Source organism: Thermopirellula anaerolimosa, assembly GCF_054657335.1.
In genome coordinates this window covers 22,403-31,099 of the sequence record NZ_BAAHYX010000008.1, presented here as the reverse complement: position 1 = coordinate 31,099, position 8,697 = coordinate 22,403, and the positions used below count along the sequence as shown (strand labels likewise).

At 66.1% G+C, this 8,697-nt stretch carries 2 protein-coding genes; both read right to left on the bottom strand.

Going from position 1 to position 8,697, the window contains the following annotated elements; translation table 11 throughout:
- Positions 1 to 6,298, bottom strand: a 6,298-nt coding sequence (locus ACYQ6J_RS18720; protein ID WP_460185733.1) for a golvesin C-terminal-like domain-containing protein, incomplete at its 3' end; no start/stop codon positions are given.
- Positions 6,299 to 6,388: 90 nt separating this feature from the next.
- Positions 6,389 to 8,530 (bottom strand): O-linked N-acetylglucosamine transferase, SPINDLY family protein, encoded by a 2,142-nt coding sequence (locus ACYQ6J_RS18715; protein ID WP_460185732.1) that lies wholly within the window; start codon positions 8,528 to 8,530, stop codon positions 6,389 to 6,391.
- Positions 8,531 to 8,697 lie beyond the last annotated feature (167 nt).

The window sequence follows — 8,697 nt, the reverse complement described above, 5'->3', positions numbered from 1 at the left end:
CGACACGCGGGTCGTACCAGCGGTTAAGGTTGTTTTGCAGGCCGGTGTCGGCGTCGAACGGCCGGGCTGTGAAGAGGAAGAGCGAGTCCACCGCCGGGTCGGTCTCGCTCGTCACGTTGCCGAAGGCGTCGTAGACCAGGTGGTTGACCACGGTGGTGGTGTCCGTGCCGGGGTCGTACTTGGCGATGTCCCTGACCGTGTTCAGGTGATCCGTCAACGTCCATTGGACCAAATCCGCCGTGCCGCCATCAACTTCTTCCTCGGCCAGAATCTGGTCCACCGCCGGGCCCCAGAGGTAACGCTGGCGAAGATCCGAAGCCGCTACGTCCCCTGCGCCGGTATGCTGGAAATCCAAAACCACCTGGTTGCCGTCGTAAGCAAAGACTCGTTTCTGTTCGTAGTCCCCGTCGCCGTTGGCATCCATCCGTCGCCGCACCAGGCGATTCTGGTAGTCATACGAATACCGAATCACCCAGTCCACGGCTGCCCCGTAACTTGCCTGATGCTGCACTTTATATAAGCGATTCCGATGGTCCCAGTTGTATTTAGTAATGTCCGTGTCGCCTGCGTCGAGCTGACCGTTCTCGTTGTTATCCACGAACCGGTACGTCCGGTTGCCTTCGGCGTCGTACTGGTAGCGATAGGTGCCGTCGGAAAGGAGCTGATTATTGGGCCCGGTAGTGTACGTGCTGCCGTTGGCGATGACGCGGTTGCCATTGGCGTCGTACTGGTAGCTTTCGTCGCTCTGGTAGTCGTAGTCGGCGGCGGTGAGCTGGCCGGTGGCGTCGCTGGTGTAGTCGGCCGTGCCGTCGATGGAATTGACGTACTGCGTCATCCGCCCGGCGGCGTCGAAGGACCAGCCGTAGTCCACGAAGGTGGTCTGGCCGCGGTGGTGGACCAGGTCGGTCAGTCGCCCGGCCAGGTCGTGGCCGTAGTCGCTCTGGGCGACGAGCTGCGCGGCGGCCAGGTCGGCGTAGCGGGTGAGAGTATCGAGCTGGCCGGCGGCGTCGTACGAGAAGTTTACCAGCTTCCTGGCTACGGGATTGCCGCCGGACTGAGCTGCCTGCGTGATGGAAGTTACACGGCCCAAGGAGTCGTAAAAATAACGGTTTTTGAAGTCCTTCGTGCCGTTTAGATCCACAATCAGGCGAGTCTGCCGACCCGCGCTGTCGTATACTCGCCGGAAAGTAAGGGTGGGCGTTAAGCCGACCACCGTTTGGACAGTCTGGGTCATGCGCCCCAAATTGTCGTAGGTGTGCTGATAATCGGCCTCGATGTCGTCCACCGCTGTTTGCTGCCCGGCCGCATCGTAGGTGAAGGAGATGGTCCGCACGCGGTTCTGATCGGCATCGGCGTCGGCAGTGTTATTGTACCAGATTTCGGCGGTGTTGCGGCCGAGATTGTCGAACTGGAACTGGCGGACCCGGCCCAGGCGGTCGACCCGGCGGACGAGGTACCCGCCGGCGTTGTAGACGAACGAGCGGGTGTAGCCCAGTTCGTTGGTCTCTTCCACAGAGCGGCCCAGCGAGTCGTAGACCCAACTGGTGGTGTTGCCTTCCGGGTCGGTGAGCGAGAGGCGGTTGCCGGCCGCGTCATAGGTATAGGTGGTGCTGGCGCCGGTCGCGTCGGTCTGGCTGGTCAGCCGACCGAGGTTGTCGTAGACGTAAAGTGTCGTGTGCTCGAGCCGGTCGGACTGGCTGAGCACGCGGCCGAGGACATCGTAGGTGAAGGTCGTCCAGGGGGCCAGTTCGGGGCCTTCGCCGTCGGGGTCGGGCTGCGTCACCTTGGTCTGCCGTCCCAGGTTGTCGTACTCGTAGGTGGTCACCCGCTCCAGAGGGTCGATCACCTGGAGCAGTTGCCCGGCGGGGTCGTACACGTAGTCGGTTTCGGGGCTAGTCAGGGGGCCTTGGCCGTCCGGGTCGGGTTGGATGACTTTCGTCTGCCGTCCGCGCCGATCGTACTCGTAGCTGGTGACAGCCCCCAGCGGGTCGGTGACGCTGATCAGTTGCCCGAGCTTGTCGTACTGGTAGCTGGTCTGCGGGGCGGAGAGGGGGCCTTCGCCGTCGGGATCGGGCTGGATGATGCGACTGCGGCGGCCGAGGGCGTCGTACTCGTAGGAGGTCGCCCGGCCCAGCGGGTCGATCGTTTGCACCAGTTGCCCGGCGGCGTTGTAGACGTACTGGGTAATCGGGGCGGGTTGCGGGCCGGCGCCGTCGGGATCGGGCTGGATGACCTTCGTCTGCCGGCCGGCGATATCGTACTCATAGCTGGTGGTGTTCCCCAGGGCGTCGATTGTGGCGATCACCCGGCTGGCATCGTCGTAGACGGTTTGCGACAGCGGCGAGACCAGGCGGAGCAGCACCGCGTCGGCCACCACGTTGGCACCGGCGATGGCCGAGTTGTTGGCCAATTGGACGATGAGCGTCGAATCGCTCGCCAGGAAGCTGCCGAGCTTGAAAAAGCCGCGGTCGGCGAACCGGCGTCCTGCACCGGTCTGGGGAGGCTCCTGCGTCTGGTCCACCGTGAAGGTGGCCAGGGGCTGACCGGAGGTGTCGCCTGCGTACACGGCGAAGGGGGCGTCGGTGGCGTTTTGGGGATCGGCCTGCCAGGTCACGTAGACCTCGTACTGCATGCCCAGCATAAGGTGCGCGAAGGTCCAGGTGGCCGTGGCCGTGGGCTGGCCCGTGACGGTGCTATGGACCCGCGAGTTCCCCGCGTAACCGGCCTGCCAATCGGCCCAGGTACCGGCAGGCTCGGCGTAGCCGGTGGCGCCGTCGTCGATCACCGCTCCATGGTAGTTGGCTGTCAGGCGGTCGGCGTTGTCGTAGGCGTATTCGGTGACGTGGCCCAGGGGGTCGATCACGTGGCTGGTCCGCCCGGCCGCATCGTAGAACTGGCGGGTCACCGGGCTGGCCAAGGGACCTGGGCCGTCGGGGTCGGGCTGGATGGTGCGGACGACCCGGCCGCGGGAATCGTACACGTACTGCGTCACATTGCCCAGGGGATCGGTTTCGGCCACCAGGTTGCCGGCGGCATCGTAGGTGTACTGGTACACGGGGCTGGTCAGGGGCCCTTGCTCGCCGTCGGGGTCGGGGAGGATTTTGCGGATGAGGCGGCCCAGGGCATCGTACTGGTACTCGGTGCGGCGGCCGAGTTCGTCCACCTCGGCGGTGCGTTTGCCGCTGGTGGCGTCGTACTCGTACTGGACCGTGGCCTCCAGCTCCGTGCCCTGGGCATAGGTGATGCGGGTGATTTGGCCGCGGCTGTTGTACTCGTAGCGGGTGAGGGTCCCCAGGGGGTCGGTCTCGGTCTCCACCAGGCCGATGAGCGTCCCATCGCCGGCATCGGTATAGGTGTAGCGGGTGACCACGTCGTCGGTTTCGCCATTGCCCGGCGAGTCGACTTGGCCGACCACGATCCGGGTCTCCAGGACGAAGCCGGTGGCGGGATCGAGAGTGTAGCGGGTCTCGATGCCCCGTTCGTCGATGTACCGGGTGACGGCATTCCAGGTGTAGTCGTACTCCCAGCGGCGCGTCCCGCCGTCGGGCAGGATCATCGTGATGCGGTTGCCTTTGTGGTCGTATTCGTAAGAGGTCACGGAGGCGGTTAGCGGGCCCTCGCCGTCGGGATCAGGTTCGATGGCCCGCACCACTTGGCCGGCGGCGTTTCGCACATAGCGGGTGGTTTGTCCCTCGCCGTCCACGGCGTCGGTAGCGAAACCCCAGCGGTCGACCTCGGCCGTGGTGGTCACGCCGGCGATGGTGGTCGTGGCCTGCAATTGCCCGAAGTCCCGCAAGGCCGCCGGATTCTCCGGCGTACCCTCGCCGGCCGAGGTATCGACCAGGGCCGCGGCCGGGATGGAGACGTAGAGCTCCTCGGTGCCGTCGGCCCGGATGATCTTTTTCAGGCGGAGGGCGTGGTCGTATTCGTAAGTCTCCTGCGAGCCGTCCGGGAAGATGATCTTCGAGAGGAGGTTATTGGGTCCCGCGTATTCCAGGGTGGTGACCGGCGCGGGCAGGGGGCCATCGCCGTCCGGATCGGGCTTGATGATCTGGGTAATCCGCCCGGCCGCATCGTGGGTGTAGGTGGACACGACGCCGTCGGGCCGGGCCAGTTGGCTGAGCCACCCGGTCACGGGGTCGTACGTGAAGGTGGTCGCACCCTCTGCTTCCACGACCCCCACCAGGCGGTTCCCCGCGTCGTAGTTGTAGGTCGTGGGATTGCCGGCCGGGTCGATGGTATTGAGGATCAGCCCGCTGGGGGCGAAGTGATCGGCGGTGCCGTCCTTGGCGGTGAGGGTGAAGCCAGTGGACCAGTTGCCGGTGAGGGTGTAGGCGCTGGTGTCGGCGGAGGTCTGGGGAATCCAGCCCCCTGCGCCGTCGGGGACGAACCGCTGGATGCCGCGGCGGAGCAGGAGCACGTCCCCGCCGTCGGGGATCAGGCGGGCCACGCGGAAGGCGAACCACCCCGGCGCCATGTAGCTGGGCAAGGTGTTGATGACGTTCTGGGTGCCGGTGAGGGTGATCGTCCGCGTGCTCTGGTCGGAATAGTGCTGGATGAGCTGGACGGTCCAGTCGTAGGCCCCGGTGGGAAGCCCGCCCACATCCACGGGAAAGGCAAAGGCATAAGAGGCGCTGGCACTGGCAGCGGAGGCATCGAACCAGATCGTGGTATTGGGCGTGGCGTTGCCGAACTGCGCCAGCCGGGCCTCCACCCGCTGGAGGGTCGCCCCGCCGTTGGTAAGCTCCAGCGGACTGGTGGCGATCACCGTCTCGCGCCCCGAGGCCAGGTGGGCGTAGTAGGTCAGCGGGGTCCCGGCATTGGTCACCCCATGGCCGCCGGCCGGGCCACTGGCGTCCGTGGAAACGCTTAGGCAACTCGTGTCGCCATCACAGCAGCCGACGCAGGGCCTCAGATCCGATAGGGGCTCCTCGACCTCAATCGTGGCCGTATCGTACTCCTGGTCCACGTTCCAACCGGTGATCGTCCCCACGACGGTCTCGTAGGGGTCGTACTCGTTGCGATAGCGGTCGTACCAGGGGACGAAGGTCACGAAGTAGCTGTTCCGGCCGGCGGGTATCGAGAGGGTGGCGGAGCCGGCGATCACGGCCATGTTTTCGTCGTGCAGGAACCCGTCGGCATCCACGACGTAGTCGCGGGGGCCGGGATCGTCGTCCCAGTGGGGATCGTCATCCAGGGTGGCCGTGCCGCCGGCCGAGAAGGCCACCGAGACGTTCTCGAAGTTCTGGTTGCCGTCCAAGAGCCGGATCAGAAACCGCCCGGCCGAAGCACCAGGCATTTCCGATTCCAGGCCGGATGTCGGCTCGGGGAGCAGATCTGTGGGTTCCACCGCGTTGCTGTTGGGATCACGCTCGATGACCCAGTCGTTGTCGTGCAGGTCCACCACGTCCGAGCGGTTGCCGAAGGGGTAGCTGGCAGGCATCCCCCCCAGGGCCTGGTTGGCGCTGAGATCAAGGGCCACGGTCTCCTTGACTTCGGCGACGTGGTCGTCGATCACGGCCACGTCGAAGGGGATCTCCGTAGTCTCTCCCGAAAAAGTCACATACCCGGTGGAGGAGTACTCGCATCCCTGCCATTCCACGCCCGGCAGGGGCTCATAATCGTAGCCCTGCCGGGCCGTGCCGCCGATATCGAACCAGGCGCGGATCGCATAGGTCGTATCCATCGATTCCCCAGGGGGGCCGGCCCGGCGGACGACGAAGCGGCCCGAATTCCCCGGCTCCGCCGCCACGTTGTCCGTGGCCGCCAGGGAGATCGTCCACTCGTCGTCGTCCTCGATGGTCACGGTGGCCTCGCTCGGCGAACCGATGGTCACCGGATACGTGCCACAGCACTGGCTGGTGGTATACCACCCGCCGGTCAGCCGTACCGTCAACTCTTCATTGCCCTCGAACCAGGCGTCGTTTTCGATCGTGATCGTGGCCGACCGGCTGCCGTCCCCATAAAACTGGATGTAACCGTAAGGGAGGAAGCCCGAGGCCTGATAGTCGCAGGAATCGGCCGTACCGGTAATCTCGAAGGTGGCCACGCCATAGGCGATGTTCGACGGACAGTCGCTGATGGTGATCGTGAACGTGGAAACCCCCTCTTGCCGCTCCACCTGGAGGGCTTGGTCCACGCTGATCGTGGCCGTTACCGAAAGCAATTCCCTCTTCTCCAGCGGCTCGAGGCGGAGCGGGCGGTGGCGTGGGGAGCATCCCGTGCCTTTGCAGCGGTTGCGGAAGCGGCGGACCGTGCGATTCCAGAGACTCCGAACGGGCGACGGCAGCGATGCCATGGTCGGGCTCCTTTTCTCTCCTCCGTTTTTGGCCGGCATGGCCGGCTTGTCTGCGACCCGCAAAAACCGTCGGCGGGACAACCGAGCGCGTTACGGGGCGTCCTCGATCGCCCGCCGGAAGAACGCCTCGAATTCGCGCAGCACCTGCTCGTCCTCATACAGGACGCCGCAGCGCTGGAGAATCTTTTCTCGCATGGCCTGGCGGAAGTCGCCGTCCCGCCCCAAGCGGACCGCCAAGGCCACGTATTGCTGTTCGTCCCCTGCCACCAGGTCCTCGACACCCATCCGCCGGTACAGGCCCGCCGCGTACCGCTGCACCATGTAGGGACCAGGCAGCGTGACGACCGGCACACCCAGGGCAAACGCGTCGTAACCGGTCAGCGACGCGCTGTAGCAGGGGGCGTCAAGGACCGCGTCCGCCAGACGCAGCAGGCGGTAGTAATCCCGCGGGGGCTGGCTGGGCAAAAAGAGGACCCTCCGCAGAAGCGGCTCGCCCAACGTCCGCTGCCAGCGGGCCTTCAAGCGGGCCGCCGTGGCCGGGCGGCTCCCCTCCAAGACCACCAGGTGCCCGCCGGGGTCTTCCCCCAGAATCCGCCGCAATAGGCGATCGAAGTCCGGATGGAACTTGGCCGGCCGGTGGGGGCAGAAGTAGATCGCCCCGTGGGCCGGCAAGCCGAAATCCTCCCGCTTGGCAGGCGGGGGCAGGGCCGGCCGCGGCTGCCAGGCGGTGGTCCCTTCGAACGGGACCAGCCGTTCCGTATAGTCTTCCTGGGCCTGTGGCCCGCGTTCGAACAACCGCGAGGAAAGAAAATAGTCGATGTTCACGATTCCGGTCGTGCCGTGCTGGCCGAAGCCGATGCACTGCACGGGAGCCAGCGGCAGAAACGGGAGGAAGTAGTTGACGATATCCGTGCCCGCCTGCCAGTGCAGGATGACGTCGCAATCCGCGCCGCGGATTGCCCGGAAGGCGCCTTGGATCTCGTGCGGGAAGCCGATCCACACAATGTCCCGGGCTCGCACTGCCCGGCGGCATTCGGCCAGCGCGGCCGACGAGACCAGTGCCACCACTTCGAACTGCTCGCGATCCAGCCGGTCCATGATCCCGCCGAAACCGCGCAGGAAACCGCCTTGGTGCCCGGAGGTGACCAAGAAGCCCACGCGGATTCTCGCCCGCCGCGGGCGCCGGGTGGGTAACTGCTTGGGAAAGGCCGGGGCAAAGAGGCGGGCGAACTTCTCCCGCAGGCGGCGGTTGCACACCCCGTGGTGATAAAGCTGAAACGACGGCACAAAGCCGTCACGGAAGGCGTGCCGCCAGTCCAGCGGGGGTGGTGCGGCCAGGGCCTCGTCGAGCCGCCGTTCCAGCTCCGCGCGGTACTGAAGGATGGCCTCGGCGGAGTCGAACACGGTCGGGCAGAGGCTCAGCTCGCGGAGCTGCCAGGCCGGCTTGTCCGGTCGCAGGCCGGCGGCGGTTCGAAATTCATCCCGCGCCCGCTCCTCCTCTTCCAGGTCATTGTAGACCAGTCCCAGGTTCAGGTGCGCGTCGGCCGAGTCGGGCCGCACAGCGATCACGCGGCGAAACGCCTCGGCCGCTTCCGCGAAGCGTTTGGCTCCGCAGTAGATCTCGCCCAGTTGCGTGAGCGTTTCCACTTGCTGCGGGGCCGCCGCCAAGCTCTCGTGGCAGAGCCGCACCGCCTCCTCGGTTTCGCCTTTTGCGTGGGCGACGCGGGCCAGGTGCCGCAGGGCGTCGGCGTGCCGCGGCGCAAGCCGTAGCGCATGACGGAGGCAGCTTTCCGCCTCGTCCAACTCCCCCTGTTCCAAGTGGATCAACCCCAGGTTCGACCAGGCGTCCGCATACTCGGGGCGAAGGGCGATTGCCCTCCCAAAGGCCGCCCGTGCCTCGCTCAGTCGTCCCACCCTCTTGAGCACCGCCCCGTAGTTGTTCCAGTACACCGCCTTCGTGCCGCAAAACCGCAGACTCCGCTCGATCAGCTCCAGGGCCGCAGCGTGGTCCCCACGCGCCGAGTGGATCAGACCGAGAAAATGCAGGGCCCCGGCGTGGTACGCCTGCGCAGCCAGGATGTCGCGGTAGATGTTTTCGGCCGTCTGGAAATCGCCCGCCCGATGGGCCGTCAAGCCCCGCTGAAAAGCAACAGCCACGGCGTGAGCCGGCGCCCGTTCCACCGGCGGCCCGTCGCGGCTCCCGTGTGCCGTCAGCTCGGGTACGCGGCCCATCGTTCCCGTCTCCAGGTTTTGGCGCAGGTCGCAGGCGAGAAAAGCACTCTGCCCTGGGCGTCATCGTTGCCGGACCACAGGGCACAGGAAGATCTAGCGCCGGCCCGGCCGCATGCGAAGCTCCCCGCATGCCACCGCCGATCCTATACCTGTGTGTGTGTGTGTGT

Bases quoted from the DNA above. Each gene is read 5' to 3' on its own strand.
- ACYQ6J_RS18715 (WP_460185732.1), bottom strand. From the start codon at position 8,530: ATGGGCCGCGTACCCGAGCTGACGGCACACGGGAGCCGCGACGGGCCG.